This is a genomic window from Jatrophihabitans sp. (assembly GCF_036000465.1).
Classification (GTDB): Bacteria; Actinomycetota; Actinomycetes; order Mycobacteriales; family Jatrophihabitantaceae; genus Jatrophihabitans.
The window spans coordinates 1-25,819 of sequence record NZ_DASYFV010000058.1; the positions used below are offsets into that span (position 1 = coordinate 1).

Genomic DNA, 25,819 nt, shown 5'->3' on the forward strand with positions numbered 1-25,819 from the left:
TCTGACCCTGCCGCATTGGTGGTCGGTCCGACCGGCGTCGCCTACGACAGGCGCACCGGCATCCTGTTCGTCGCCGACACCGCCGAGAACCGCATATCGGCGATTCACCGCGCCGCGACGCGCATGTCCACCGCCGACACCGGCACCGACGTCACCGCGAACGGCCACCTGAACAGTCCGCTCGGTCTGGTCATCGCACCGAATGGTCACCTCGTATCGGTCAACGCGGGCAACGGGCTCGCTGTCGAGACCGCACGTAACGGCGCTCAGGTCGCCACCAGGCAGCTCGATAGCTCGGGTTCACCGGCTGGCGCTGGGGCGTTGTTCGGATTGGCGATCGCACCGCACGGCCACGTCTACTTCGTCGACGATGCGACCAACAAGCTCGACCTGCTGCACTGAGTCTGCTGCGATCGGAACCAGGAGCGCGGCTCCTGGTTCCGATCAAGTAGGACGCTGTAAGGAGCTACTTGCAGTTCTGATGGACATAGACGGCGATGCGGTTGCTCGCCGCTGTAACAGCCGGCGATCCGACGAAACCCGATCCTGTCTTCGATGCCTGGTCGGCCGCATCGGCGAGAACCGTCAGATCGTGCTGGACTGACGTCGACGGCACTTCGCCGGCCAGCTTGCGCAGCTCCGCCGCGACCTGCGTGTAGTCGGCCGCGCTCGGCGGGTTGAGACCAGTGAAAACCCGATGGCTCAAGCCTGTCCTGAAGCTCTGCTGCTCGGAGCAGAACGTGCTGAGGCTGCGGTCGCTTCCGCTGCTGCCGTTTGTCGCGAGCACCACGATCACGACGACGATGGCGACAACGGCGGCCCCGATGCCGCCGAGCAGCCACGCCCGGTTGTTGCGTTTCTGGGGAGCTTGGCTCGGGAATCCCTGGGGTTGAGGCGCCTGGGGCGCGGGACCCTGGGCCGTCCATTGCCTGCCGTCCCAGTAGCTCGACCGCGATGGGTCGTTCGGGTCGGGATACCAGCCAGCGTCCATATCAACGACTCCCTCATGCCGCGATTTCGGCGAGCATCCCGTCCGGTGAGCGGGCTGTCCAGGGTCTCGATCCACTTGTGCACGCGTCGCCACGACGGATCGACTCAAGCTAGGACGACCTGGACGGCCCATGCGAGATGACGCGTTCGTTGGACGCATCCACCGCTCCCGCGAACGGACGGTTCATGCCATGATCGATGCGTGAGTCGCGTCGTCGCGGTCGTCCCACTCGTGCTTGGGGTGATAACGGGTGCGGTCATCATGGCCGCGCTCAGCGTGTGGTGGGAAGGCGACAGCTGGGGCCGCGGCCTGCTGTGGGGCTTGATCGTGATGACGGGCGCGCAGGCCACAACACTGGCGTTCGAGCGCCGCCGGAGTCGTCGTCAGTCGGCGCCCTGAGTCGCGATCCGTCTAGGCCGATCGGCTTCGCACCGTCGGCGAGCCGAACAAGATCATTTTGTGTCCGAGGGGGGACTTGAACCCCCACGCCCCGTAAAGGGCACTAGCACCTCAAGCTAGCGCGTCTGCCATTCCGCCACCCGGACCGAGTGCGGCGCTAACTCTAACCCACTGCTCGACCCGCCTTCCGCGCGCCTCGTCGCGAGCGGGGCAGGTCGGAATTTATGCTTTCGTCAGGTAATGCCGACCTAGCGGATGCGGCCCTACTTCACACAGAGCTAACCTACCTCGCCAGGGTCGCGAGGACGGGACCAACGAGGGGAACTACGTGCAGCGGAGCAGCGCAGGCGTGCGGACGCTTCTGGGCGTCGCGCTGGCGGCGCTCACCGTCGGCGTCGCCACGCCCGCCTGGGCCGGCACGCCGACCCCGAACCCATCGCCCAACGGTGGCCTGCCCCTGAACGTCACGGTCGGCCCGATCCACGTCAACCTGAACCTGCCGCTCGACCTCGGGGGGCTGCTCGGCAGTGCGGCGCCGACCACGCCGGCCGGGCCCACGAGCCCGGCTCCGTCGACCTCGCCGACGACACCACCGCGCACGAGCCATCCTCCGGCGCCGCCCCCGTCGTCGGTGCCCGTGCGACCGCGGCCGTCGACCGCGGTGGCACTCCAGGCACCGCCGCCCGCGCCCGGTCCGCCCGCCGCGACGACCCGGGTCACGGCCACCGTCACCGCCACGAAGACCGCGGTTCCGGCGCGGCACCGCGTGCTGGGCGCGCCGTCGTTGCTGCAGAGCGCCTTCGAGCCCGGCAACCCGGTGATGCTGCTCAGCAGCGTCGTGCTCGCCTGCGCCCTGGCCGTCGGCACGGTCGTGGTCATGGGGGGCCGGCGCTCACCGCGAACGGCCCGCCACTCCCGCTGATCGGTCCGCGCCCGGTGCCCGGACTGGTAGGACTGAAGTCATGAGTGCCCAGGACGAGGTCACGGACCTGCTGGTCGAGCTGATCCGCATCAACACCTCCAACCCGACCCATCCCGAACGACCCGCCGCCGAGTGGGTCGCCGCGAAGCTGGACGAGGTCGGCATCGACTCGCAGATCATCGAGGCGTCGAAGGGTCGGGCGTCGACGATCGCGCGGATCGAGGGCAGCGACCCGTCGCGGGCACCGTTGCTGATCCACGGTCACCTCGACGTCGTCCCGGCCGATGCGAGTGAGTGGACGGTCGACCCGTTCGGCGGCGAGGTCAAGGACGGCTTCGTCTGGGGCCGCGGTGCCATCGACATGAAGGACATGGACGCGATGGTTCTGGCCCTCGTGCGCGATTGGGCCCGCACCGGCGAGAAGCCGCCGCGCGACATCGTCCTCGCGTTCGTCTCGGACGAGGAGGCGGGCGGTCGCCAGGGGGCGCACTACCTCGTCGACCACCACCCCGACCTGTTCGCCGACTGCACCGAGGCGATCAGTGAGGTCGGTGGGTACAGCATCTCGCTCAACGAGCAGGCCCGCATCTACGCCGTGCAGACCGCCGAGAAGGGCATCGACTGGCTGCGTCTGAAGGCGAAGAGCGTGCCCGGGCACGGCTCGATGGTGCACGACAGCAACGCCGTCACCCGCTTGGCCGAGGCCGTCTCGCGCATCGGCACCCACGAGTGGCCGATCGTCATCACCGACACGGTTCGGGCACTGGTCAAGGGCCTGAGCGAGGTGCTGCAGCGCGACCTCGACCCGGAGAAGGCGGACGAGTGGCTGCCGCTGCTCGGCGGCGCGGCCCGCATGCTCGGCGCGACTATCCGCAACACGGCCAACCCGACCATGCTGCAGGCCGGCTACAAGGCCAACGTCATCCCGTCCACGGCCGAGGCGACGATCGACTGCCGCTTCCTGCCCGGCGAGGAGCAGGCGCTGCTCGACACCATCGACGAGCTGCTCGGCGAGCACGTCGAGCGCGAGATCGAGGTCAGCGACATCGCGGTCGAGACCTCCTTCGACGGCGCCCTCGTCGACGCGATGTCGGCCGCGCTCAAGGCCGAGGACCCGGGCGCGATCCCGCTGCCGTACCTGATGAGCGGCGGCACCGACGCCAAGTCGTTCTCCACCCTCGGCATGCGCTGCTTCGGCTTCTCACCCCTGCTGCTGCCGTCGGATCTCGACTTCATGTCGATGTTCCACGGCATCGACGAGCGCGTCCCGGTCGAGGGGCTGCAGTTCGGGGTGCGCGTGCTGGAGCGACTGCTCCGCTCGTGCTGACCGAATCGCCGCCGGGACCCAGCACCAGGAGAAGGCCCTACCGGGCGACCTACGCCGTGCTCGCGGTCGGCACCAGCGCGTATTCGCTGCTGCAGTCGCTCGTCTCACCGGTGCTGCCGCTGCTCGAGACCGAACTGCACACCGACCAGGCGACGGTGACGTGGGTGCTCACCGCCTACCTGCTGTCGGCGTCGGTCTTCACCCCGATCATCGGACGGGTCGGGGACATGATCGGCAAGGGCCGCATGCTGGTGGTTGCCCTCGGCGTGCTCGCCGTCGGTTCCGTGCTGGCCGCGCTCGCCTCGTCCATCGGCGTGATGATCGTGGCCCGGGCGATCCAGGGTGTCGGCGGCGGCGTCATCCCGCTGGCGTTCGGCATCATCCGCGACGAGTTTCCCCGGCCCAAGGTGCCGGCGGCGGTCGGTACCGTCGCCGCACTGCTTGCCGTGGGCGGCGGCGCCGGCCTCGTCCTCGCCGGCCCGATCGTCAATACCCTTGACTACCACTGGCTGTTCTGGATCCCGGCGATCATGGTCGGTGCGGCGGCCGTGGCGACGCACTTCGTCGTGCCGCCGTCGCCGGTACGCACAGCCGGGCGGGTCAACTGGCTCGCCGCGATCCTGCTGTCGAGCTGGCTGGTCGCGTTGTTGCTGGCCATCAGTGAGGCGCCGCGCTGGGGCTGGACCTCGGTGACCGTCATCGGCCTCATCGTCGCCTCCGTCGTCCTCGCCGCGGCGTGGATCCGGGTCGAACTCCGGGCCCGCGAACCCCTGATCGACATGCGGATGATGCGCGCGCCGGCGGTGTGGTCGACCAACCTCGTCGCGTTCCTGTTCGGCGCCGGCCTCTACACCGTCTTCGCGTTCCTGCCCGAGTTCATCCAGACCCCGCGCTCTGCCGGGTACGGGTTCGGCGCCTCGGTCACCGAGTCCGGCTTCATCGTGCTGCCGATGGCCGTGGCCATGTTCGTGTTCGGTCAGCTCGCGGCGCCGCTGTCGTCCCGGTTCGGCTCGCGGTCGGTGCTCATCGCCGGCTCGGCCGTCAGCGTCCTGCCATTCCTGATGCTGGCTCTCGCGCACGACCGAATCTGGGAGGTGTCGGTGGCGACGGGCCTGCTCGGGGTCGGTTTCGGGCTCGCGTTCTCGGCGATGTCGAACATCATCGTCGACGTCGTACCGTCGCACCAGACCGGTGTCGCGAGCGGGATGAACGCGAACATCCGCACGATCGGTGGGTCGATCGGGGCGGCCGTCGTCGCGAGCGTCGTCACCGCGCAGCTGCAGGCGAGCGGGTTGCCGACCGAGTCGGGATACGTGACGAGTTACCTGGTGCTGGCCGCCGTCCTCGTGCTCGCCGCACTGGCCGGATTGCTCATCCCGACCACGACGCCGGAACGCGATGCGCACCAGATCGAGCAGGGCTCGCTGCGCCACCCCGCCATGGCCATCGTGGCCGCCGGCACCCTGGTGGGCGACGACCCCGAGTAGCCGGCCGGGGATGTCGTACCCGCATGCCAGAGTGATCGGATGCTGGTCGTCGATGTCGCCTCCGCTTCCGCCGATGTGGGCGCCACCTCGTCGCGGCTGGCCAAGACCGCGCGCATCGCCGAGCTGCTCGCCGGGGCCGAGCCGGGCGAGGTGGCGATCATCGTGTCGTGGCTGTCGGGCGAGCTGCCGCAGCGCCAGATCGGCGTCGGCTGGGCCGCGCTGAAGTCGCTGCCGGCGCCGGCCACCGACCCGTCGCTGCTCGTCGTCGCGGTCGACGCCACCTTCACCGAGATCGGCGCGACGTCGGGACCGGGCTCGCAGGGCCGCCGCGCCGCCCTACTGGCCGACCTCTTCGGGGCGGCCACCGACGTCGAGCAGACCTTCCTGCGCCGCCTGCTCGGGGACGAGCTGCGCCAGGGCGCGCTGCTCGGCGTCATGGCCGACGCGGTGGCCAAGGCCGCCGGGGTGCCGGCGCCGGCGGTGCGGCGGGCGGCGATGCTCGGCGGCCACCTGCCGACGGTCGCCGCGGTTGCGCTCGCCGACGGGGAGGGCGCGCTGGCGGCTTTCAGCCTGCAGGTCGGGCGGCCGGTGGGTCCGATGCTGGCCCAGACGGCGAGCGACGTGGGCGACGCGCTCACCCGCCTCGGCGGCACCGCGGTGTTCGAGGCCAAGCTGGACGGCGCCCGGGTGCAGATCCACCGCGACGGCACCGACGTCTCGGTCTACACCCGCTCGCTCGACGACGTCACGGCCCGCCTGCCCGAGGTCGTCGAAGCGACCCTCGCCCTGCCCGTCACGTCGCTCGTCGCCGACGGCGAGGCCATCGCACTCCGCCCGGACAACCGCCCGCACCGCTTCCAGGTCACGGCCTCACGTTTCGGCCGCAGCGCTGACATCGCGGCCGCCCGCGCCACCCAGCCGCTGTCGGTGTTCTTCTTCGACGTGCTGCACCTCGACGGCGTCGACCTGCTCGACGAGCCGGGCGAGGCGCGGGCCGAGGCGCTCGCCGCGGTGGTGCCCGACCACCAGCGGGTCGATCGTCTGGTCGCGTCGTCGGCCGACGACGCGCAGGCATTCCTCGAGCGCACGCTGGCCGCCGGGCACGAGGGGGTCATGGCGAAGTCGCTGACCGCGCCCTACGAGGCGGGCCGCCGCGGCGCCGGCTGGCTCAAGGTCAAACCGGTGCACACCCTCGATCTCGTCGTGCTCGCCGTCGAATGGGGCTCGGGCCGGCGCACCGGCAGGCTCTCCAACATCCACCTCGGCGCCCGTGATCCGGCCGGCGGCTTCGTGATGCTGGGCAAGACCTTCAAGGGCATGACCGACAAGATGCTGGCCTGGCAGACCGAGCGCTTCCTCGGTCTCGCCGACGGCCCGACCGACGGCTACGTCGTGCGCGTACGGCCGGAACAGGTCGTCGAGATCGCCTTCGACGGCGTGCAGGGGTCGACCCGCTACCCCGGCGGCATGGCGCTGCGCTTCGCCCGGGTGCTGCGCTACCGCGACGACAAGCGACCCGACGAGGCCGACACCCTCGACACCGTGCGCGCGTTCTACGAGCGCGAGTAAGGAGGTACTAGCACCAAAGGGTGATGGCGGGCGGCCCTGACGGTGAGCGGTAATGGGTCGACGAGGTACGTCCGACGACGGGGGAGCCACCCATGAACCGCCTGCTCGTGCTCGGCGGCAGCCTGGTCGCGGCAGCCGCCGTGGCCGCGCTGCCGGCGGTCATCGGGCTGAGCGGGAACCCGTCGTTCAGCCACCAGCTGCCGGTCCACGTGCCGTCGCAGGCGCGAGCGGTCGAGCTCGTCGACGGGTCGTCGGAGGTGTCCGTCGCGCCCGCCCCGAGCGCGACCCGATCACGCGCCGAGGCCGCCGACGACCGGCCCTCCGACGGCGGGCCGTCCGACGGAGGGCCTCCCGGCGACGGCCCGGCCCCGACGGCGGCCGACCCCGTTCCGACGCGCAGCCGCGGCTCGCGCGACGACGGACCGACCGCGGCGCGCAGCACCGGAACCGGCCGCGAGGAGCACCCGAGCACGGTGGCCCGCACCTCCGAGGGCGGCGACTCCCGGGGCGGCCCGGGCCCGGCATCGGGCACCACCTCGCACGACGCGCCGACCGGGGGGAGCACGAGTGACCGTCGACATGGCGGCGACGCCACGAACCACGCCTGACGGGCAGGACGACTGGGTCGTGCTCGCCGCGGCGCCGAGCGCCCGGCGCCGGCGCGAACGGCCGGTGCGGTTCCGGCGGGTCGTGGTGCAACTCGCGGCCGCGGTGGTCGTCGTCCTCGCCGCGGTGGCGCTCGTCGGGTCCGTGGTCAGCCGGCGCTCGGCCGAGCAGCAGGGCGTGCACGACGCCGCCCAGACCACCGATCTGCTGGCGCAGAGCACGATCCAGCCCGCCCTCACCGACGCGATGCTCACCGACAGCGCGCTGGCGCGCCGGGTGCTCGCGCCGATCGTCCGCGACAGCCTGACCGTCGCGTCGGTGTCGCGGGTGAAGATCTGGACGGCCGACGGGCGCATCCTCTTCTCCGACGACAGCCGGCTCATCGGCCGCGTGTTCACCCTCGACGACGAGGCGGTGTCGTCGCTGACGACGCCGAGCACGGTGGCCGGCATCAGCGATCTGACCCGGCCGGAGAACGTGTTCGAGCGGCGCGACCGCCGGCTGCTCGAGGTGTACCGGCCGGTGTGGACGCCGACCGGGGTGCCGCTGCTGTTCGAGGCCTACTACCCGTACTCGGTCGTCACCGCCCGGGCCGACGACCTGTGGCGCGGCTTCTCCGGCATCCTGCTCAGCAGCCTGGCCGCGGTGTTCGTGCTGCTGCTGCCGGTGGCGTGGGCCCTGGTCAGCCGCACCCGGCGGGCGCAGCACGCGCGCGAGCGGGCCCTGCTGCGGGCCATCGACGCCTCGGCCGGCGAGCGGCGCCGCATCGCCGCGACGCTGCACGACGGCGCGGTGCAGCAACTCGCCGCCGCGTCGTTCGCCGTCTCGGCCGCGGCCGAACGTGCCGCCGCCGGCGGGGACACCGTCGAGGCCGCGCGCCTGCACGCCACCGCGGCCACCGTGCGCACCACCCTCGGCGGCATGCGCTCGCTGCTCGTCGACATCTACCCGGCCGGCCTGCGCTCCGCCGGACTCGAGACCGCGCTACGCGACCTGACCTCGAGCGTCGCGGCGCACGACGCCGAGGTGCTGGTCGACATCGATCCCGACGTCGCCGAGCGGCTCGCGGCCGACGAGCAGGAGGCCGTCTTCCGGGTGGCGCAGGAGGCCCTGCGCAACGCGGCGAAGCACGCCCGTCCGGGCCGGGTCGAACTGCGCCTGCACCGGTCGGGTCCGCACGCCCGGCTGCTCGTCGCCGACGACGGTTCCGGGTTCGTCGCGGGCCCGGACGCCAGCCCCGACGGGCACTTCGGACTCGCCCTGATGACCGACGCCGCCGAGCAGGTGGGGGCGGCGCTCGCGCTGTCCTCCGCCCCGGGTGGGGGTACGCGCGTACGCATGGATGTGGAGCTCACATGATCCGGGTGCTGCTGGTCGACGACCACCGACTCGTCCGGGCCGGCCTGGCCGGCCTGCTCGAATCCGTTCCCGACATGGTCGTCGTGGGCGAGGCCGCCGACGGTCATCGCGCGATCGAGGCGGTGCGCGAGACCGGGCCCGACGTCGTCCTGATGGACGTGTCGATGCCCGGCATGGACGGCATCGAGGCGACCCGGACGCTCGTCGTCGGCAACCCCGACCTGCGCATCGTCGCGCTCACCTCGTTCAGCGACCAGACCCGCGTCGCCCAGATGATCGCGGCGGGGGCGGTCGGCTACCTGCTCAAGGACTGCGAGCCGGCCGACCTGCTCAATGCCGTGCGCGCCGCCCACCGCGGTGACGCCCCGCTCGATCCGCGGGTGGCCGGGGCGCTGCTGCCCGGCCGGCGCCCGCCCGAGCCGGCGGTGCAGCCGCTCAGCGCGCGCGAGCGCGAGGTGCTTCTGCTGGTGAGCAAGGGATTGGCGAACAAACAGATCGCGCGCGCGCTCGGCATCTCCGAGCAGACCGTGAAGGTCCACGTCAGCAACGTGTTCCGGCGCATAGGCGTGAACGACCGCACCTCGGCCGCGCTGTGGGCGCGCGAGCACCTCAGCCCCGTGATCGAGTACTAGCCTTTCGGCCGCTGGCGACGCCGCCCGCGGCGCGCAGGTATGCGGAGGCGCGTCGCCCTCTAGACGGAGAGTCCGGGCAGGGGGAGGGGGGTCCTGCGCCGCTTGCGGCGCAGGGTCACCCGGCGGCTGCCGTCCACGTACCGGACGACCCGGGCGAGCTCCCAGCCGCCGAACTCGGCGTGGAGCGAGAGCTGCGCCGCTGCGTTCAACCGGGTCACGTCGGCCGGGATGCGCAGCGGCGCGTACTCCCAGTCTGGATCTGCCTCGCCCTCGGAGCGCTCACGCACGGCCGTCATACCGGACTATTGAACGCTCCCGGCCGCGGTGACACCACCCGCCCGTCCGAAGGCCATCCGGAAATCGCTCAGGCTGAACGACAGCAGGGGGCGGCGGCCGGCCAGGAAGCCGAGCGGTCCGCCGGGATCGGCCGTGAAGGTCGCGCGATCGAGGGACACCGCGGCCCGTGCCCGCACCGGGCTCACCTTGGCCGCCCCCGCGAGCCACTGGACGACCGAGAAGCCGGCCGGCCAGCGCCCGGGCAGGCGCAGCAGCGGGCGGACGGTGCCCTCGGCGATGGCGCCCTTCTCGTCCCGGGCCGAGCGGCGGTCGCCGTCGAAGTCGAACGAGGCGAGGTCCTTCGGGATACCCCACAGCGCGCGGCCGCCGTCGCGGGACTGCTCACTGTCGACCCAGATGCGGACGATGGTCGGCAGCACCCGCCGGCCGCGCCGCACCAGGAGCGTGGCCATCACCTCGCGGTAGCTGAGCACGCCGCCGGGCTCGTAGGAGACCCAGGCGGTGCCGACGACGCCGAAGCGGCCGAGCCGTACCGGACGGCAGCCCGGCGGCAGGTCGACCGGCACGTCGGCGAGCGGGACGACGAACGCCGAGGCGTGCAGCTGGCCGCGGAGGTCCCACGGCTCGGGCGGAAAGCTCATGACGCCTCCGTGATGAGAGGAAGCCGCAGCGCGCCGGGGGCGGCCTCGGGGACGACGGGGCGCTGGGGCGCGACGGGAGCGATCCGCTCGTAGCCGGCGCCGAGCGGTGGCCTGGCGTCGGCCTCGCCCCGGTTCGGCCACATCGACATCGCCCGCTCGGCCTGGGCGGTGATGGTGAGCGAGGGGTTGACGCCGAGGTTCACCGACACCGTCGAACCGTCGAGCACATGCAAGTCGTCGTGGCCGAACAGCCGGTGATACGCGTCGACGACGCCGGTGGAGGGGGAGTCGCCGATGACGCAGCCGCCGATCAGGTGCCCGGTGACCGGCACGTCGACGAGATCACCCCACGTGCCGCCGGCGACGCCGTCGATGTGCTCGGCGACGCGGCGGGTGACCTCGTGCCCGGCCGGGATCCAGGTCGGGTTCGGTTCCCCCGCCCCGGGACGGCTGGTGAGCCGGCGGCGCCCGAACCGGCGCCGCTTCAGCGAGGTGGTGATCGAGTTGTCCAGGCTCTGCATGACCAGCAGGACGATGGTCTGCTCCGACCAGTGCCTCGGGTTGTGCATCGCCGGCAGCTCGCGCAGCCGCTTGCGCATCTCGCGCAGACCGACCCGCCAGCGGGCGATCGGCTGGTCGCCGTCGACGAGCACGGTGCCGAGCAGGGCGAGCAGGTTGCTGCCCCGGCCGTAGCGGACCGGCTCGACGTGCGTCACCGGATCCGGGTGGATCGACGAGGTGATCGCCACGCCCCGGCTGTAGTCGACGTCGTGGCCGCGGGCGCGGGCGGCGAGGATCGCCTCGGAGTTGGTGCGGGTGAGGCGCCCGACTCCCGAGGAGATGTTCGGCAGCGAGCCGTCCTCGCGCAGCGCGTGCAGCAGCTTGGCCGTGCCGAGCGCGCCGGCGGCGAAGATCACCTGGTCGGCGGTGAACGTCCGGGCCTGCGCGCGGCGGCCGGTGGGGCGGCGGCCGGTGCGGTGGGTGCGCACCTCGTACCCGCTGCTGCGCCGGGGCGTCACCCCGTGCACCGTCGTCGACGGGTGCACCTCGGCGCCGGCCTGCTCGGCCAGGTAGAGGTAGTTCTTCACCAGCGTGTTCTTCGCGTTGTGCCGGCAGCCGGTCATGCACTCGCCGCAGTGCGTACAGGAGCGGCGGGTCGGGCCGGCGCCGCCGAAGTAGGGGTCGGCCACGTCGGTGCCGGGCCGGGTGCCGGGTGCGCCGAAGAAGACACCGACGTCGGCGTTGCGGTAGGTGGCGCCGATGCCCATCTCGTCGGCGACGTCGCGCATCACCCGGTCGGCCGGGGAGGTGCCCGGGTAGGTCGCGACGCCGAGCATGCGCCGGGCCTGGTCGTAGTACGGCGCGAGCTCGGCCTGCCAGTCGGTGATGTGGGCCCACTGCGGGTCGGCGTAGACGCCGGGCGGCGGCTGGTAGAGCGTGTTCGCGTAGCCGAGCGACCCGCCGCCCACGCCCGCCCCGGTGAGCACCAGCACGTCGCGCAGCGGGGTGACGCGGAAGATGCCGTGGCACCCGGCCGCCGGGGCGAAGAGGTAGTCCCGCACGTGCCACGACGACTTGGGGAAGTCGGCGTCGGCGAAGCGGCGGCCGGCCTCGATGACCCCGACGCGGTAGCCCTTCTCGGTCAGCCGCAGCGCGCTGACGCTGCCGCCGAAACCCGAGCCGATGATCAGGACGTCGTAGTGGGTCATGCGGCGGCTCCGGCGAAGAGGGTCGTGACGAGGCGGTGGGCGTTGCGGCGTCGGGTCGCGGCGTTCGTGCCGTGGAGCGCGAGGGCCGAGTCGAGTCCGGGCTCGAACGGGGCGAGGGCGAGGTGCGGAAGCAGCAGGATGAGCAGCGACAGCAGCGCGTCGATGTCGGCGTCGGCGGCCAGCTCGCCGTCGCGCTGCGCCTGCTCGAGCAGCGGGCGCAGGCCCTGGGCGTAGAGGCGGTGCACCGGCTCGCGCACCGCCGTGCGCACCTGCGGGTCGAGCTCCATGGTCGTGGCCGCGGTGATGCCACGCTCCAGCGGATGCGTGTGCATGTAGTCGATCCAGACCTCGACGAGGCCGGTGAAGTGTTCGAGGAACGGCGTGTCGGCCTTCTCGAGGTAGGGCTGCATGACGGCGTAGATGCCGAGCGAGGCCTGCTCGGCGACGTGGGCGAAGAAGTCGAACTTGTCGTCGAAATACTGGAACAGCGAGCCCTTCGCGACGCCGGCCTCGCGGGCGATCACGTTCAGGCTGCCGCCGGAGTAGCCGTGCCGTCCGAACTCGGCCATGGCGGCGTGCAGCACCCGCTCGCGCCGGTCGGCGTCGAGGTTGTCCCACGTCGGACGAGGCATTTGCGCGACCCTCCCTGCTGTGTCATCGTTAGTGTATGACCACCTGGTCATATACGCGCAAGTGGAGGTTGGCATGACCGATCGCGTCTGCATCATCGGGGCCGGTTCCTCGGGCATCGCGGCCTGCCAGGTCCTGCAGGCGCGGGGCATCGAGTTCGACTGCTACGAGGCGGGCTCGGAGGTCGGCGGCAACTGGCGCTACCTGAACGACAACGGCATGTCGTCGTCGTACCGCTCGCTGCACATCAACACCTCGCGCGAGATCATGGAGTACAAGTCCTACCCGATGCGGCACGACTACCCGACGTACCCGAACCACGTGCAGATCGCCCAGTACTTCGACCGCTTCGTCGACCATTTCGGCTTCCGCGAGCACATCGCGTTCCGCACCGAGGTAGTCAGGGTGGCGCCGGGCGAGGGCGGCGGCTGGGACGTGTCGGTGCGCAAGCGCGGCGGCAAGCGGCTGACCACGACGCGCTACGGCGCCGTGATCGTCGCCAACGGCCATCACTGGGACGCCCGCTGGCCCGAGCCGGCGTTCCCCGGCGCCGACACCTTCACCGGCACCCAGACGCACTCGCACCACTACAAGACCTTCGACGGGTACGAGGGCAAGCGGGTGCTCGTGCTCGGCATCGGCAACTCGGCGTGCGACATCGCGGTCGAGACGTCCAAGGTCTCGGAGCGGACGTTCCTGGCGATGCGCCGCGGCGCGCACGTCGTGCCCAAGTACGTCTTCGGCATCCCGACCGATCACCTGACCACGTCGCCGATCGCCCGCATCGGCTGGTGGCCCATGCAGCGGGCGATGCTCGGGCTGATCATGAAGGCGGTGCGGGGCGACGTCACGAAGTACGGGCTGCCCAAGCCCGACCACAAGATCGCCTCGGCCCACCCGACGATCAGCGACGACCTGCTCACCCGGCTCGGCCACGGCGACATCGCGGTGAAGCCGAACATCGAGCGGATCGACGGCGACACCGTGCGCTTCGTCGACGGCACGTCCGAGCAGATCGACACGATCGTCTACTGCACCGGCTACAAGATCACGTTCCCGTTCTTCGACGAGTCGCTGCTCGCCGCCCACGACAACGAGATCTCGCTGTTCCACCGCGTCGTCGACCCGCAGCACCCGGGGTTGTACTTCGTCGGGCTCGTGCAGCCGCTCGGCGCGATCATGCCGCTGGCCGAGGCGCAGTCGGAGTGGGTGGCCGACCTGCTCGAGGGCACCGCCACGCTGCCGTCGGAATCGGAGATGTCGGACGAGATCGCGGCCTACCACCGCGGTCTGGTCAAGCGGTACGTGAGGTCGAAGCGCCACACGATCCAGGTGGACTTCCTCGACCACCTCGCCGAACTGAGGAAGGAGCGGGCCGACGGCGCGCGGCGGCGCGGCCAGTCGCGCGCGCTCGCCCGCGACGAGGTCGCCGCGACCGCGTGACTCCAAGCGGCGCGACCGTTCCGGCGAGGGGAGGACCTGATCGTCCACGCAAGGTCAGGCCTCGACGTACTCCTGCAGCAGCGGGATGAGCCGGGTGCGGCGGGGGATGGCGCCGACCTGGCGCACCGCCCGCGCGACGGCCGGGCCGGCTGCGTGCACCACGGACAGGTGCCTCTGCGCCCGGGTGAGCGCGGTGTAGACGAGCGGACGCGACATGAGCCCGCCGGCCTCGGGCGGCAGCACCACGACGACGGCCGGGAACTCCGAGCCCTGGGCCCGGTGCACCGTGATCGCCCAGCCGTGCAGCAGGTCGGCCAGCGCCTTGCCCTTCACCTCGGCCGGCCCGGACGCGAACTCGACCGTCACCGCCCCCTCGGCGCCGACGGCGGACACCACGCCGACCTCGCCGTTGGCGTAGCCGTTCGGCTCCGCCTCGAGGTGGTTGGCGGTCGCGACGACGCGGTCGCCCGGATCGAAGCGGCGCTTGCCCGAACCCGGGTTCAGCGTGGCCTTCAGCGCGGCGTTGAGCTGCTGGGTACCGGCCGGACCGCGATGCACCGGCGTCACCACCTGCACCTGCGCCGAGGGGATGCCGAGCGCGCGCGGGATCGAGTCGGTGACGAGCTGGACGACCCGGTGCGACGCCTCGGCCGAGCCACGGGCGGCGACGATCACGACCTCGTGCGTCGGGTCGTCGACCGCGGCCAGCGAGCCCTCGCGCACCTCGGTGGCCAGCCGGGCGATCGTGCCGCCCTCGTTCTGCCGGTACAGGGTGCGGAGCTCGGTCACCGGCACCCGCCCGGAGTCGATCAGGTCGCCGAGCACGCGGCCCGGTCCGATCGACGGCAGCTGGGCGGCGTCGCCGACGAACACGAGGTGGGTGCCGTCCGCACAGGCGGTCAGCAGCGCGTCGGCCAGCTCGACATCGAGCATCGAGGCCTCGTCGACGACGACGACGTCCTCGTCGAGCGGCCAGTCCTCACCGCGGGCGAAGCCGCCGTCGAAGCTGACGGCATCGCCCGAGACCCGCGGCTGGGCGCCGAGCAGGCGGTGCAGGGTCGAGGCGGGGGAGTCGCACAGCTCCTCGAGCCGCTTGGCCGCGCGCCCGGTGGGGGCGGCGAGCGCCACGGTCTTCCCGGCGCTCTCGGCGAGGGTGACCAGCGTGGCGACGGTGCGGCTCTTGCCGGTGCCGGGGCCGCCGGTGAGCACGGTGACCCCACCGGCCAGGGCGGCCGCGACCGCCGCGGCCTGGGCCTCGTCCAGGGATGCCTTCTTCGCCCGCGTCTTCGACACCGTTATCGGCTCGGCCGTCGCGATCAACCGGGCGATGCCCTGCGCGATGCCGTCCTCGGCCTCGGCGTAGCGGGCCAGCCCGACCATGCCGTCGTCGGACTCGACGACCGCGGCCGACTCGACGGCGGCGTCGACGGCGGCCTCGGCGTCACCGGCGCCGAATTCGAGCAGCGCCGACGCCACGTCGCTCCGGACGTCGACGGTGTGGCCGTCGCGGGACCCGCGGGCCAGGACCCAGCCGACGAGCGCGCGGGCCCGGCGCGGATCGTCGCGGCCCACGCCCGGGATCGCCGCGCGCGCGACCCGATCGGCCTCACCCGGAGTAACCCCGAACACGGAGAGTAAGCGCCACGGGTCGTCGCGCAGCAGCCGCGGCGCCGGCGGACCGAGCAGGTCGACCGCGCGGCCGGCCACCCGGGCGTCCAGCCCGGCGGGCACGATCAGCTGGGCGACCTCGTAGGCCGGCCCGGCGGCGATGAACGCCGACAGCAGCCGGCCGGCCCGCAGCGGGCCGACCTTGGGCAGCAGGGCGAGGTTGGCCGCGCTGACGTCCTCGGGCCCGTGGATCCCGGTGCCGTCGAGCTCAGCGGCGAGGCGCTTGCCCAGCCCGGGCCACAGCCCGGCGTCGCAGAACGCCGCGAAGACCGGATCCGGGCTCAGCGCACGTCCTCGGGGTACTCGATCGCCGGGGCCGAGACGTCGTCGAGCGCCGAGACGATCTCGCGCGGCAGCTCGAGCGCCTCGCTGGCCAGCGCCGCGGTCAGCTGCCCGAGGGTGCGGGCCCCGAGGATCGGGGCCACCACGCCCGGACGGTCGCGCAGCCAGGCCAGCGCCACCGACACCGACGAGGTCGCCAGCCCCTCGGCCGCGGTGGCCACCGCCTCGACGATCCCGGCCGCGCCGGCGCTGTCGTCGAGCGGCAGGGTGCGCGACGCCGCGGCCCGCGAGTCGGCCGGCACGCCGTCGCGGTACTTGCCGGTCAGCACCCCGCCGCCCAACGGGGAGTAGGGCATGACACCGACCCCGAGCGCGTCGCAGGCCGGCACGACCTCGCGCTCGATGCCGCGGTCGAGCAGTGAGTACCGCACCTGGTTGGCCACGATCGGCGCCCGACCCGGCACGGCCTGCTGCCAGCCCGCGGCCCGGCCGAGGCGCCAGCCGCAGTAGTTCGAGACTCCGACGTAGCGCACCTTGCCCGAGCTGACCGCGTGGTCCAGCGCGGCGAGCGTCTCGTCGAACGGCACGCTGTCGTCGACGTAGTGGACGTACCAGAGGTCGATCCAGTCGGTGCCGAGCTTGCGCAGCGACTCGTCGAGGCGGCGCAGCAGCATGCCGCGCGAGGCGTCGACGATGCGTCCCTCGGGGGTGCGGGTGATGCCGGCCTTCGTGGCGATGGTGAGGTCGACCCGAGGCACGACATCGGCCATCAGCTGGCCGAGCATCGCCTCGGACTCGCCGTAACCGTAGGACGCCGCCGTGTCGACGAGCGTGCCGCCCGCGTCGTGGAAGGCCACCAGCTGGGCCGCGGCCTCGTCGGCATCGGTCTCGATACCCCAGGTCATGGTGCCGAGGCCCAGATGCGAGACCTTGAGCCCGCTCCGTCCGACAGTGCGCTGTTTCACGCTGGGAAAACTACCGGCTCGTCGCGAGGAGGCCGCGCACGGTGCTCGCTATGGTGGCGCGGTGCGGCTTGGATTGAACGTCGGTTACTGGGGCATGCGTGGAGGCAGCGGCGAAGACCTCGCTCTGGTCCGCGAGGCCGAGCGACTCGGTTTCGCGGTGGTGTGGGCCGCCGAGGCCTACGGATCGGACGCGGTGAGCGTGCTGTCCTACATCGCCGCCAAGACCGAGAAGATCGACATCGGCAGCGCCGTGCTGCAGATCCCGGCCCGCACCCCGACCATGACCGCGATGACCGCGGCGACCCTGGACACACTGTCCGAGGGACGCTTCCGGCTCGGCATCGGCGTCTCCGGGCCGCAGGTGTCCGAGGGCTGGCACGGCGTCCGGTTCGCCAAGCCGCTGGCCCGCACCCGCGAGTACGTCGACATCCTGAACCTGGCGTTCTCGCGCGAGCGGGTGCGCTACGTCGGCGCCACCTACCAGCTGCCGCTGCCCGACGGCCCGGGCAAGGCCCTGCACCTGATGCTGCACCCGGTGCGCGAACACATCCCGATCTACCTGGCCGCGATCGGGCCGAAGAACCTCGAGCTGTGCGGCGAGATCGCCGACGGCTGGCTGCCGGTGTTCTACGCCCCGGCCCACGCCGCCGAGTCGCTCGCGCACATCAAGGCCGGGATGGCGTTGGCCGGGCGCGACATGACGACCTTCGACATCTCGGCCACCGTGCCGATCGTCATCGGCGACGATCTCGACGTGTGCGCGGCGCCGGTGCGCCCGTACGCCGCGCTGTACGTCGGCGGCATGGGCAGCCGCGAGCAGAACTTCTACAACGCGCTCGCGCACCGGATGGGCTTCGGCGAGGCGGCCGAGCAGGTGCAGAACCTGTACCTGGCCCGCGACTACGACGCCGCCTGCGCGGCCGTGCCGTTCGAGTTCGTCGACGCCACGTCGCTGCTCGGCCCGGTCGAGCGCATCGCCGCGCGCATGGTCGAGTTCGCCGAGTCCGGCGTCACCACGCTGTCGCTGTCCCCGTTCGGCGGCAACGCCGACGAACGCATCACCGCCCTCCGCACCGCCGCGGAGGCCCTCGAGAAATCAGGAGTCGCCTCATGACGCCCGCCCCTCGCCCCACTGGGACCGGCGCATGACGTTCCTGCAGGCCATCGTCCTGGGCATCGTCCAGGGCCTCACCGAATTCCTCCCCATCTCCTCGACCGCGCACCTGCGCATCGTCCCGGCGATCTTCGGCTGGCACTTCCACTACGCCGGCCATGCCTCGACCAACGACCCCGGGGCGGCATTCACCGCGATCGTCCAGCTCGGCACGTCGGCGGCGATCGTCCTGTACTTCTGGCGCGAACTGCTGCAGGTGTCGGTTGCCTGGTTCCGCGGGCTCTATGACAAGTCGGTGCGCCACTCGCTGGAGTACAAGCTCGGCTGGTACCTCATCCTGGCGACCATCCCGGTCGGCGTCTTCGGGCTGCTGTTCAGCCACCAGATCGAGACCGGCGCGCGCAACCTCTGGCTGATCGCCTCCACCCTCATCGGGCTCGCGATCGTGCTCTTCGCCGCCGAGAAGGTCGGCCGCCGCGAGCGCGACGAGGAGCAGATCAACCGCACCGACGCCATCGCGGTCGGCACGGCCCAGGCGCTGTCGCTCATCCCCGGCGCCTCACGCTCCGGTGTCACGATCACCGCCGGGCTGTTCCGGGGCCTGACCCGCGAGGCCGCTGCCCGCTTCTCGTTCCTGCTGTCGATCCCGGCCGTCGTGCTGTCCGGCGGCTACGAGGCGGTCAAGTCGGCCAACGACTCCTCGCACGTCGGCCCCGGCGCCGGGCTCACCGGCATCGCGCTGGTGTTCGCCTTCATCGTCGGACTGGCCTCGATCGCCTGGCTGATGAAATGGCTGGCCAACCACACCACCTACGTCTTCATCTACTACCGCATCGCGCTCGGCGTGCTGCTGATCGTGCTGCTCTCCACCGGCGTGCTCGACGCGACCAACTGATGTCGACCCTCTTGCTCGTCCGGCACGGGCTGACGGCGATGACCGGGCCGGTGCTCGCCGGGCGTACCCCCGACGTCCACCTCGACGAGCGGGGTGACAAGCAGGCGGCCGCGGTGGCCGAGCGCATCGCCGCCGTGCCGCTGAGCGCGATCGTCACCAGCCCGCTGGACCGCTGCCAGGAGACCGCGCAGGCGATCAGCGACGCCCAGACCGCGGCGCAGCGCGAACCCGCGTGGCACGTCGACGACCGGTTGCAGGAGTGCGACTACGGCGACTGGACCGGGCGCCAGATCAAGGACCTGGTCAAGGAACCGCTGTGGAAGGTCGTCCAGGCCCAGCCCTCGGCCGTGCACTTCCCGGGCGGCGAGGGGCTGGCCGAGATGTCGATGCGGGCCGTGGGCGCGGTGCGCGACTGGGACGCCCGACTCGGGGACGATGCGGTCTGGGTCGCCTGCACCCACGGCGACATCATCAAGGCCATCGTCGCCGACGCCCTGGGCCTGCACCTCGACCAGTACCAGCGCATCGTGCCCGACCCGTGCTCGGTGTCGGTGATCCGCTACACCGCGACACGTCCCTACGTGATCCGGGTCAACGACACCGGCGGCGACCTCGCCGGCTTCGCACCGCCGAAGAAGCGGCGTCGTCGCCGCACCGGTGACGACGCGACCATCGGCGGCGGGGCCGGCGGCGGCGAGGTCTGACGAACCGGTCAGGGATCACGTCCCCGAAGGCGGCGCGACGCCGCGCGACACCCTAGGCTTAAGCGCATCATGCGCCAGCTCTATGTCTTCGAACGTCCCCACCGGTTCATCGCCGGCACCGTCGGCACGCCGGGGGAGCGGACGTTCTACCTGCAGGCCGTCGACGGCCCGCGCGTCGTGTCCGTCTCGCTGGAGAAGCAGCAGGTGGTCGTGCTCGCCGACCGGCTCGAGCAGCTGCTCGACGAGATCGTCGCCCGCACCGGCACGGCCCTGCCGGCGAGCGACACCGACACCGAGGCGCTGTCCCAGCCGATCGACGAGGAATTCCGCGTCGCCGCCATGGGGCTCGCCTGGGACGGCGACGCCGGGCTGATCGTCATCGAGGCCCAAGCGCCGGCCGACGAGCCGGAGATCGCCGAGGAGACCCTGCTCGAGGACGTCGAGGACGGGCCGGACGCGCTGCGCGTCCTGCTCGAACCGCGCCGCGCTCGGGCCTTCATCGAACGGGCCCGCCGGCTCGTGTCGGCCGGGCGCCCGCCGTGCCCGCTGTGCGGCCAGCCGCTGGGGTCGGGCGGGCACGTGTGCGCGCGGCTCAACGGCTACCGCCGCGGCATGCCGCTCAACCCCGCCGAGTGACCGCACCCGAGGAGCTCACGCCGCCGTTGGCGCTGTCCGTCGACGGTGGCGACGGGATCAGCGTCGAGGACGCGGTCACGCTGCTGAGCGCGGGAGAGCTGTCAATCGAGGGCCGCGTCGTCGACGCGTCCAACGCGACGTTCTACTGCGGCGTCGAGCTGGACGGCCGGCAGGCAGCCTGCGTCTACAAGCCGGTGGCGGGGGAGCGGCCGCTGTGGGACTTCCCCGACGGAACGCTGGCCGAGCGCGAAGTCGCGGCCTACGAGGTGTCGGCCGCCACCGGCTGGCTCATCGTGCCGCCGACGGTCTACCGCGAGGGTCCCGCCGGGCCGGGCATGGTGCAGCTCTGGGTCGAGACCGACGACGAGGTCGACATCGCCCGCTTCATGCGGCGTCGCGACCTAGAGCGGCTGCGCTTCATCTCCGTCTTCGACGCCGTCGTCAACAACGCCGACCGCAAGGGCGGCCACCTGTTGCCGACCCGCGCGGGACACGTCTACGGCGTCGACCACGGCGTCACGTTCAGCGTCGAGGACAAGCTGCGCACGGTGCTGTGGCAGTGGGCCGGGGCCAAGCTGCCCGGCCCGGTCCGCGATACCCTGCGCCGGCTGCTGGACACCTTCGACGACGACCTCGGCGAGCGGCTCGGCGAGCTGCTCACCCGGCGCGAGGTGTGGCGGACGAAGTCCCGCATCGAGGCGCTGCTGTCGACCGGCCGTCACCCCGAGCCGGGCGGCGACTGGCCGCCCGTCCCGTGGCCCCCGATCTGACGTCAGGGCTCGAGGTCGACGGCAGCCTTGAACGAGTGGTCGGCGGCCATCTCCATGTAGAACGGCGTCGACTTGTGCTCGTGGGTGATGAGCCAGGAGCCGTCGACGCGGCGCAGCCCGAGCGTCATGCGGTACCAGAGCGAGAACGGGCCCGGGCTGCCGTGCGGCGTGGCGGTCAGGCGGGCCAGGCCGTGCGCGAACGCGACGTCGCCGAACGCTTCGACGGTCAGCTCGCGGACCTCGAACAGTGCCGGGCCGGCGAAGCCGCCGTACCAGGCCCGCAGGTCGTCGGCCCGCTGCTCGCGGCTGCTGCGGTACTGCAGCGGCGGGCGCAGGTCGAAGCTGCGGGCGTCGGGCGCGTAGAGCGCGGCGACCGCCTCGGCGTCGCCGGCGCTCAACGCGGCGGCGTGCGCGTCGACCAGATCGCGGATCGCGTCCCGGGCGGTGGTGGGTACGGTGCCGGTCATGGTGACCTCCTCGGTGACGACGCCCGGACGGGCGCCTCTCACCCAGGACGTAGAGACCGCGGCACCGGCTTCGACATGCCGGTAGTAGGTTCTCGACGATTTCCCGGGAGGACGGCATGAAGTACCTGATCCTGATCAGCGCCAACCCTGAGGGGGCGGCCCGGTTCGCCGCGATGGAGCACGACGAGCGCTACGCGATGACCGCCGGCTACCGCGAGCTCGACGCCGAGCTGGCCCGCACGGGGGAGAAGATCACCTCGGCGTCACTGCAGGGACCCGACGCCGGCGTCCGCCTCTCGGTCGCCGACGGGAAGGTGGTGGCCACCGACGGTCCGTTCGCCGAGACCAAGGAGTTCCTGGCCGGCTTCTACTTCGTCGAGTGCGACGGCATCGAGCGGGCGATCGAACTGGCCTCCCGGATGCCCGAGGTCGAGTGGGGCAGTGTCGAGATCCGGCCGGTGCGCGACCTCAGCGGGCTCGGCCTGTGAAGGCGCTGGTGCTCGGCGGTGGCGGTGTCACCGGCATCGCCTGGGAGACCGGTCTGCTCGCGGGCCTGGCCGACGCGGGCCTCGACCTCACCGGCGCCGACATCGTGGTCGGGACGTCGGCCGGCTCGGTCGTCGGTGCCCAGACCACGAGCGGCACGCCGCTGGAGACCCTGTTCGCCCGCCAGCTCGAAGCGCCCTACCCGGCCCCGCTCGCCGCCATCAGCGGCAAGACCCAGCTCGCGTACGGCGTCGCGCTGATGCGATCGCACGGCGACCTCACCACCTTCGGGCGGCGCATGGGCGCCCTCGCGATCAAGGCTGCGGAGTCGGGCAGGCTGCCGTCGCTGGACGAACGGTTCGCCGCGATCACCGCCCGGCTGCCGTCGCTGCAGTGGCCCGAGCGAGACCTGCGGATCACCGTCGTCGACGCGCACACCGGCGAGTTCCGGGTGCTCACCCGCGACGACGGTGTGCCGCTGCTCGAGGCGGTCGCGGCCAGCTGCGCGGTGCCGGCGGTGTACCCACCGGTGCCGATCGGGGACCGCCTCTACATCGACGGTGGCGTGCGCACCGGCGCGAACGCCGACGTCGCCGCCGGGTGCGACCGGCTCGTGGCGCTGACCCCGATCGCCCGCGCGATCGGGCCGATCCCGAGCACGCAGGCGCACGTCGACAGCCTGGGCGTGCCGGCCGTGATCATCGCGCCCGACGACGCCGCCACCGCCGCCATCGGCAAGAACGCGCTCGACCCGGCCGCCCGCGGGCCGGCGGTGCGGGCGGGGCGGGCCCAGGCGGCGTCGGTCGTCGAGCAGGTCCGCGCGGTCTGGGCCTGAGCGGCGCGGGTCAGGGCTGCTCGAGCACGGCCAGCACGTTGCCGGCCGGGTCCCTGAACCAGGCGATCAGAGGGCCGCCGCGTCGGTTGATCCCCTTGTCGTCGACCCAGTCGTAGTGCTCGAACTCGACGCCGCGCGCGACCAGCTCGTCGACCGCGGCCTCGATGTCGGGTACCGGGAAGTTGAGGATCGTGAACTCCGCCGGCACGTGGTCGGGCTTTGGGTAGACGATGGTGTCGCGACCGCCGGCCAGGTGCAGCGTCAAGATGCCGTTGGCCTGCGACGTCCGCAACCCGAGCTTCCCGCCGTAGAACTCCGTCGCCGCGGCGATGTCGTCCACCGAGAAGCCGCTGAAGGCCTGCACGTTCTCGAACATGTCGATCTCCTCCGCTCCGGGGCAACGCTAGTGCCACCCGTACCCGTGATGTCGAAACCGACCGGCCGCCTTCGACACGAGGGGTGGGAGCATCGGAGGATCGCGACGAGGGGACGGGGCGTGGACGACCTGCTGCGGACGCTCACCCCCCAGGTGCTGGCCGCCGTCGTGCGCCGCTACGGCGACTTCGGGCAGTGCGAGGACGCCGTGCAGGAGGCGTTGCTGGCCGCGTCGGTGCAGTGGCCCCGGGACGGCGTGCCCGACAACCCGAGGGCCTGGCTGATCACCGCGGCCTCGCGGCGCCGTATCGAGATGTGGCGGGCCGACCGGGCCCGGCGTCGCCGCGAGCAGACGATCGCCACCCAGGCCGTGCCCGACCCGCCGCTCGTGCCCGACCGCGACGACACGCTCACCCTGATGCTGCTGTGCTGCCATCCGAGCCTCACCCCGGCGTCGCAGGTCGCGCTGACCCTGCGGGCCGTCGGCGGGCTCAGCACGGCCGAGATCGCCCGCGCCTTCCTCGTCCCCGAAGCCACCGTCGGCCAGCGCATCAGCCGGGCCAAGCAGAAGATCAGGGCCGGCGGCGCGCGGTTCCGGCTGCCCCCGGCGGCCGAGCGGCCGACCCGCATCGCTGCGGTGCTGCACGTGCTCTACCTGATCTTCAGCGAGGGCTACTCGGCGACGTCCGGCCCGACGCTCACCCGGGTCGAGCTGAGCGCCGAGGCGATCCGGCTCACCCGCACCCTGCACGAGCAGTTGCCCGACGACGACGAGGTCGCCGGGCTGCTGGCCCTGATGCTGCTGACCGACGCGCGCCGGCCGGCCCGCACCGATTCCGGCGGCGAGCTCGTGCCGCTCGCCGATCAGGACCGCACCCGGTGGGACGCCGCGATGATCGCGGAGGGGGTCGCGCTGGTGACCGCGGCGCTGCGCTCGGGCCCGATCGGGCCCTACCAGCTTCAGGCGGCGATCGCGGCCGTCCACGACGAGGCGCCGCGGGTCGAGGACACCGACTGGGCCGAGATCCTCGGTCTCTACGACCTGCTCGCCGCCGTCGCGCCCGGCCCGATGGTCACCCTCAACCGCATCGTGGCCGTCGCCATGGTGCACGGCCCGCAGGCCGCACTGGAGGGGTTGGCGGCGGCAGCCACCGAGCCCGGGCTGGCCGAACACCACCGGGTCGCGGTCGTGCGGGCCCACATGCTCGCGATGACCGGCGACCGCGCCGGGGCCGGGCACAACTTCCGCCTCGCCGCCGCCGCGACGCAGAGCGAACCGGAGCAGCGCTACCTCGCCGCGCGGGCCGACGGCCTGGAGCAGATGCCGGTGGTCAGGCGCGATCCGAGCGCCCGATAACGTGAGGGCATGGACGCCTGGCCCACCTGCGCCGTGCCCGATCTCCCCGGCGAGGGTGGGCCGTTGCGGCTCTTCGACACCGCGGCCGGTGAGGTGCGGGCAACCGCCCCCGACGCGGTCGCCCGCCTGTACGTCTGTGGCATCACGCCGTACGACGCCACGCACCTGGGCCACGCCGCCACCTACCTCACCTTCGACCTCGTGCAGCGGGTGTGGCGCGACGCCGGGCACCAGGTGCACTACGTGCAGAACGTGACCGACGTCGACGACCCGCTGCTGGAGCGGGCGGCGCACACCGGCGACAACTGGATGAACCTGGCCGAGCGGGAGATCCAGCTGTTCCGCGAGGACATGACCGCGCTGCGCGTGCTGCCGCCGGACGAGTACATCGGTGCCGTCGAGGCGATCCCCGAGATCACCGACGCCATCGAGCGGCTGCTCGAGCACGGCGACGCCTACCACCTCGACGGAGACTTGTACTTCCCGATCTCGGCCGCGCCCGGGTTCGGCTCCGAGTCCGGCTACGACCGCGAACGCATGCTCGCGCTGTTCGCCGAGCGCGGCGGCGACCCGCAGCGCCCGGGCAAGCGGGACCCGCTCGACTCGATGCTGTGGCAGGGACGCCGTCACGGCGAGCCGTTCTGGAACACCTCGCTCGGCGCCGGGCGCCCGGGCTGGCACATCGAGTGCAGCGTCATCGCGCTCAACCGGCTCGGGATGGGCTTCGACGTGCAGGGCGGCGGCTCGGATCTCGTCTTCCCGCACCACGAGCACTCGGCCGCGCACGCCGAGGCCCTGACCGGCACCGCGCCGTTCGCCAAGCACTACGTGCACGCCGGGATGATCGGCCTCGACGGTGAGAAGATGTCGAAGTCGCGCGGCAACCTCGTCCTCGTCTCCAAGCTGCGGGGCGCGCACATCGACCCGATGGCGCTGCGTCTGGCGCTGCTCGACGGCCACTACCGCGCCGACCGCGAGTGGACCGGTGGCCGCCTGCCCGCGGCCGAGGCCCGGCTGGCCCGCTGGCGCTCCGCCGTCGCGCTGCCCGCGGCCCCGTCGGCCGAGCCGCTGCTGGCCGAGGTCCGGGCCGCGCTGGCCGACGACCTCGACACGATCACCGCGCTCGGCGCCATCGACCGCTGGGTGGCCACGGCCCGGGACCGGCCCGCCGGCGACCCGGCCGCCCCGACGCTCGTGCGCGACCTCGTCGACGCCCTGATCGGCGTCGCGCTCTAGCGATCTTCATGCTCGGA

The 25,819-nt window shown here is 72.4% G+C and carries 27 protein-coding genes, 1 tRNA gene and 1 pseudogene; 19 read left to right on the forward strand and 10 right to left on the reverse strand.

What is annotated here, in order from left to right:
* Nucleotides 1-402, forward strand: a pseudogene (locus VGN18_RS17125) (hypothetical protein); the annotation flags it as partial.
* Nucleotides 403-466: 64 nt separating this feature from the next.
* On the opposite strand, the gene VGN18_RS17130 reads toward VGN18_RS17125, so the two are convergent.
* A complete protein-coding gene (locus VGN18_RS17130; protein ID WP_327540930.1) occupies nucleotides 467-991 on the reverse strand; it encodes a DUF2510 domain-containing protein in 525 nt (174 codons plus the stop codon).
* 201 nt (nucleotides 992-1,192) lie between these two features.
* Between VGN18_RS17130 and VGN18_RS17135 the strand changes: the two genes are divergently transcribed.
* The gene (locus VGN18_RS17135; RefSeq protein ID WP_327540931.1) at nucleotides 1,193-1,390 is read left to right on the forward strand and encodes a hypothetical protein; all 198 of its coding nucleotides are present in this window, start codon (nucleotides 1,193-1,195) and stop codon (nucleotides 1,388-1,390) included.
* A gap of 61 nt (nucleotides 1,391-1,451) precedes the next feature.
* Here the strand turns inward: VGN18_RS17135 and VGN18_RS17140 are convergent.
* A tRNA-Leu gene (locus tag VGN18_RS17140) sits at nucleotides 1,452-1,536 on the reverse strand.
* 203 nt (nucleotides 1,537-1,739) lie between these two features.
* Between VGN18_RS17140 and VGN18_RS17145 the strand changes: the two genes are divergently transcribed.
* The 7 genes from VGN18_RS17145 (at nucleotide 1,740) to VGN18_RS17175 (ending at nucleotide 9,292) form a co-directional block, all read left to right on the forward strand.
* Nucleotides 1,740-2,312, forward strand: a complete 573-nt coding sequence (locus VGN18_RS17145) for a hypothetical protein (RefSeq protein WP_327540932.1) — start codon at nucleotides 1,740-1,742, stop codon at nucleotides 2,310-2,312.
* 40 nt (nucleotides 2,313-2,352) lie between these two features.
* A complete protein-coding gene (locus VGN18_RS17150; RefSeq protein WP_327540933.1) occupies nucleotides 2,353-3,639 on the forward strand; it encodes a M20/M25/M40 family metallo-hydrolase in 1,287 nt (428 codons plus the stop codon).
* A complete protein-coding gene (locus tag VGN18_RS17155; protein WP_327540934.1) occupies nucleotides 3,633-5,126 on the forward strand; it encodes an MFS transporter in 1,494 nt (497 codons plus the stop codon). Before VGN18_RS17150 ends, VGN18_RS17155 begins: the two co-directional genes overlap by 7 nt.
* 39 nt (nucleotides 5,127-5,165) lie before the next feature.
* The gene (locus VGN18_RS17160) at nucleotides 5,166-6,695 is read left to right on the forward strand and encodes an ATP-dependent DNA ligase (protein WP_327540935.1); all 1,530 of its coding nucleotides are present in this window, start codon (nucleotides 5,166-5,168) and stop codon (nucleotides 6,693-6,695) included.
* Between the two features lie 92 nt (nucleotides 6,696-6,787).
* Nucleotides 6,788-7,303 carry a hypothetical protein gene (locus VGN18_RS17165; protein WP_327540936.1) on the forward strand — a complete coding sequence of 172 codons (516 nt, stop codon included), beginning with the start codon at nucleotides 6,788-6,790 and terminating at the stop codon, nucleotides 7,301-7,303.
* The gene (locus tag VGN18_RS17170; RefSeq protein WP_327540937.1) at nucleotides 7,263-8,660 is read left to right on the forward strand and encodes a sensor histidine kinase; all 1,398 of its coding nucleotides are present in this window, start codon (nucleotides 7,263-7,265) and stop codon (nucleotides 8,658-8,660) included. Before VGN18_RS17165 ends, VGN18_RS17170 begins: the two co-directional genes overlap by 41 nt.
* Entirely contained in the window at nucleotides 8,657-9,292 is a 636-nt protein-coding gene (locus VGN18_RS17175) for a response regulator transcription factor (RefSeq protein WP_327540938.1), read from the forward strand. Before VGN18_RS17170 ends, VGN18_RS17175 begins: the two co-directional genes overlap by 4 nt.
* Before the next feature lie 59 nt (nucleotides 9,293-9,351).
* On the opposite strand, the gene VGN18_RS17180 is transcribed toward VGN18_RS17175, so the two are convergent.
* Genes VGN18_RS17180 through VGN18_RS17195 form a run of 4 tightly spaced genes read right to left on the reverse strand, consistent with a single transcriptional unit; the run spans nucleotide 9,352 to nucleotide 12,571 of the window.
* The gene (locus VGN18_RS17180) at nucleotides 9,352-9,588 is read right to left on the reverse strand and encodes a DUF5703 family protein (protein WP_327540939.1); all 237 of its coding nucleotides are present in this window, start codon (nucleotides 9,586-9,588) and stop codon (nucleotides 9,352-9,354) included.
* A 6-nt stretch (nucleotides 9,589-9,594) separates the two neighbouring features.
* Nucleotides 9,595-10,230 carry an acetoacetate decarboxylase family protein gene (locus tag VGN18_RS17185; protein ID WP_327540940.1) on the reverse strand — a complete coding sequence of 212 codons (636 nt, stop codon included), beginning with the start codon at nucleotides 10,228-10,230 and terminating at the stop codon, nucleotides 9,595-9,597.
* Complete coding sequence (locus VGN18_RS17190) at nucleotides 10,227-11,939, reverse strand: GMC family oxidoreductase (protein WP_327540941.1); 1,713 nt, start codon at nucleotides 11,937-11,939, stop codon at nucleotides 10,227-10,229. The genes VGN18_RS17185 and VGN18_RS17190 overlap by 4 nt, the downstream gene beginning before the upstream one ends.
* Nucleotides 11,936-12,571, reverse strand: a complete 636-nt coding sequence (locus tag VGN18_RS17195; protein ID WP_327540942.1) for a TetR/AcrR family transcriptional regulator — start codon at nucleotides 12,569-12,571, stop codon at nucleotides 11,936-11,938. Before VGN18_RS17195 ends, VGN18_RS17190 begins: the two co-directional genes overlap by 4 nt.
* A gap of 73 nt (nucleotides 12,572-12,644) precedes the next feature.
* Here VGN18_RS17195 and VGN18_RS17200 point away from each other — a divergent pair, with 73 nt between their 5' ends.
* The gene (locus VGN18_RS17200) at nucleotides 12,645-14,012 is read left to right on the forward strand and encodes an NAD(P)-binding domain-containing protein (protein ID WP_327540943.1); all 1,368 of its coding nucleotides are present in this window, start codon (nucleotides 12,645-12,647) and stop codon (nucleotides 14,010-14,012) included.
* A 54-nt stretch (nucleotides 14,013-14,066) separates the two neighbouring features.
* On the opposite strand, the gene VGN18_RS17205 is transcribed toward VGN18_RS17200, so the two are convergent.
* Nucleotides 14,067-15,965, reverse strand: coding sequence for an AAA family ATPase (locus VGN18_RS17205; protein ID WP_327540982.1), 1,899 nt, complete (start codon nucleotides 15,963-15,965; stop codon nucleotides 14,067-14,069).
* Nucleotides 15,962-16,927, reverse strand: coding sequence for an aldo/keto reductase (locus tag VGN18_RS17210; protein WP_327540944.1), 966 nt, complete (start codon nucleotides 16,925-16,927; stop codon nucleotides 15,962-15,964). The genes VGN18_RS17205 and VGN18_RS17210 overlap by 4 nt, the downstream gene beginning before the upstream one ends.
* Before the next feature lie 61 nt (nucleotides 16,928-16,988).
* Between VGN18_RS17210 and VGN18_RS17215 the strand changes: the two genes are divergently transcribed.
* The 5 genes from VGN18_RS17215 to VGN18_RS17235 all read left to right on the forward strand — a co-directional run bounded on the left by VGN18_RS17215 (nucleotide 16,989) and on the right by VGN18_RS17235 (nucleotide 21,046).
* Nucleotides 16,989-18,041 (forward strand): LLM class F420-dependent oxidoreductase, encoded by a 1,053-nt coding sequence (locus tag VGN18_RS17215; protein ID WP_327540945.1) that lies wholly within the window; start codon nucleotides 16,989-16,991, stop codon nucleotides 18,039-18,041.
* A 31-nt stretch (nucleotides 18,042-18,072) separates the two neighbouring features.
* Nucleotides 18,073-18,936, forward strand: coding sequence for an undecaprenyl-diphosphate phosphatase (locus VGN18_RS17220; RefSeq protein ID WP_327540946.1), 864 nt, complete (start codon nucleotides 18,073-18,075; stop codon nucleotides 18,934-18,936).
* A complete protein-coding gene (locus tag VGN18_RS17225; RefSeq protein ID WP_327540947.1) occupies nucleotides 18,936-19,640 on the forward strand; it encodes a histidine phosphatase family protein in 705 nt (234 codons plus the stop codon). The genes VGN18_RS17220 and VGN18_RS17225 overlap by 1 nt, the downstream gene beginning before the upstream one ends.
* 66 nt (nucleotides 19,641-19,706) lie before the next feature.
* Nucleotides 19,707-20,276: a DUF3090 family protein gene (locus tag VGN18_RS17230; RefSeq protein WP_349259958.1), complete on the forward strand. Its 570-nt coding sequence runs from the start codon at nucleotides 19,707-19,709 to the stop codon at nucleotides 20,274-20,276.
* Complete coding sequence (locus VGN18_RS17235) at nucleotides 20,273-21,046, forward strand: SCO1664 family protein (protein ID WP_327540949.1); 774 nt, start codon at nucleotides 20,273-20,275, stop codon at nucleotides 21,044-21,046. Before VGN18_RS17230 ends, VGN18_RS17235 begins: the two co-directional genes overlap by 4 nt.
* Nucleotides 21,047-21,048: 2 nt before the next feature.
* Here VGN18_RS17235 and VGN18_RS17240 read toward each other — a convergent pair whose 3' ends face one another.
* Entirely contained in the window at nucleotides 21,049-21,513 is a 465-nt protein-coding gene (locus tag VGN18_RS17240) for an SgcJ/EcaC family oxidoreductase (RefSeq protein WP_327540950.1), read from the reverse strand.
* Between the two features lie 116 nt (nucleotides 21,514-21,629).
* On the opposite strand from VGN18_RS17240, the gene VGN18_RS17245 reads away from it, so the two are divergent.
* Together VGN18_RS17245 and VGN18_RS17250 are read left to right on the forward strand one after the other, a co-directional pair.
* Entirely contained in the window at nucleotides 21,630-22,001 is a 372-nt protein-coding gene (locus tag VGN18_RS17245; RefSeq protein ID WP_327540951.1) for a YciI family protein, read from the forward strand.
* Nucleotides 21,998-22,834 (forward strand): patatin-like phospholipase family protein, encoded by an 837-nt coding sequence (locus tag VGN18_RS17250; protein ID WP_327540952.1) that lies wholly within the window; start codon nucleotides 21,998-22,000, stop codon nucleotides 22,832-22,834. The genes VGN18_RS17245 and VGN18_RS17250 overlap by 4 nt, the downstream gene beginning before the upstream one ends.
* 10 nt (nucleotides 22,835-22,844) lie before the next feature.
* Here VGN18_RS17250 and VGN18_RS17255 read toward each other — a convergent pair whose 3' ends face one another.
* The gene (locus tag VGN18_RS17255) at nucleotides 22,845-23,210 is read right to left on the reverse strand and encodes a VOC family protein (protein WP_327540953.1); all 366 of its coding nucleotides are present in this window, start codon (nucleotides 23,208-23,210) and stop codon (nucleotides 22,845-22,847) included.
* 120 nt (nucleotides 23,211-23,330) lie between these two features.
* Here VGN18_RS17255 and VGN18_RS17260 point away from each other — a divergent pair, with 120 nt between their 5' ends.
* Complete coding sequence (locus VGN18_RS17260) at nucleotides 23,331-24,566, forward strand: RNA polymerase sigma factor (protein ID WP_327540954.1); 1,236 nt, start codon at nucleotides 23,331-23,333, stop codon at nucleotides 24,564-24,566.
* A 9-nt stretch (nucleotides 24,567-24,575) separates the two neighbouring features.
* The gene (gene mshC, locus VGN18_RS17265) at nucleotides 24,576-25,802 is read left to right on the forward strand and encodes a cysteine--1-D-myo-inosityl 2-amino-2-deoxy-alpha-D-glucopyranoside ligase (protein ID WP_327540955.1); all 1,227 of its coding nucleotides are present in this window, start codon (nucleotides 24,576-24,578) and stop codon (nucleotides 25,800-25,802) included.
* Nucleotides 25,803-25,819 lie beyond the last annotated feature (17 nt).